Source organism: Paraburkholderia sp. BR13439, assembly GCF_040948805.1.
GTDB classification, from domain to species: domain Bacteria; phylum Pseudomonadota; class Gammaproteobacteria; order Burkholderiales; family Burkholderiaceae; genus Paraburkholderia; species Paraburkholderia youngii.
The window spans coordinates 1-794 of sequence record NZ_JBFPKN010000131.1 but is presented as its reverse complement, the minus strand read 5'-3'; the positions used below and the strand labels follow the sequence as shown (position 1 = coordinate 794).

The following is a 794-nucleotide window of genomic DNA, read 5'->3' as shown; positions in this document are numbered from 1 at the left end:
CCCACAAGCTTTCGGTCGGCGCGTTGTCCCAGCAATCGCCACGGCGGCTCATCGACGAACGCATGCCATATGCTTTCAGCGTGTCCTGAAACAGCCCGCTGCAATACTGGCTGCCCCGGTCGCTGTGCATGATCAGGCCCGGCGGCGGACGCCGTCTGAACCATGCCATGCGCAGCGCGTCAGTGACCAGCTCGGCCTTCATGTGAGGCTGCATCGACCAGCCCACCACCTGCCGGCTGAACAGGTCGATGATGACCGCCAGATAAACCCAGCCTTCTGCAGTCGCGCAGTACGTGATGTCGCTCGTCCAGACCTGATTCGGCGCACTCGTCGTGAAGTTACGCTTCAGCAAGTTCGGCGCGACCGGCAGGTTATGGTTCGAATTCGTCGTCGCGATGAACTTGCGCTTGTGCCGAGCACGAATGCCGTGCCGCGCCATCAGATGGCGAACCCGCTCCTTACCCACGCGCACACCACGTGCAACCAGTTCTTTCGTCATGCGCGGCCAGCCGTACTCACCCTTGACCTGCGCATGGATCGCGCGGATGTTGGCCAGCACGGCATCGTCGCTGATTCGTACCGGGCTGTGCCTCTCCCGGCCCGCTGCAGCCCGCTGACGCCGCTGGTGATACCCGCTCGGGCTGACCTCCAGCAACTCGCACAGCAGCGACGCCGGCCAGCGCTTGTGCTCCCGTTCGATAAAGGCGTACTTCACGGCGATTCTTTCGCAAAGTACGCTGCCGCCTTTTTTAGAATGTCGCGCTCCATCTTCAGTCGCGCATTCTCCGCACGCA

Annotated in this window: 1 pseudogene; it reads right to left on the bottom strand. The window is 62.5% G+C overall.

Features of this window, described 5'->3' with window-relative positions:
* Positions 1–794: pseudogene (locus tag AB3X96_RS42525) on the bottom strand (IS3 family transposase); the annotation flags it as partial.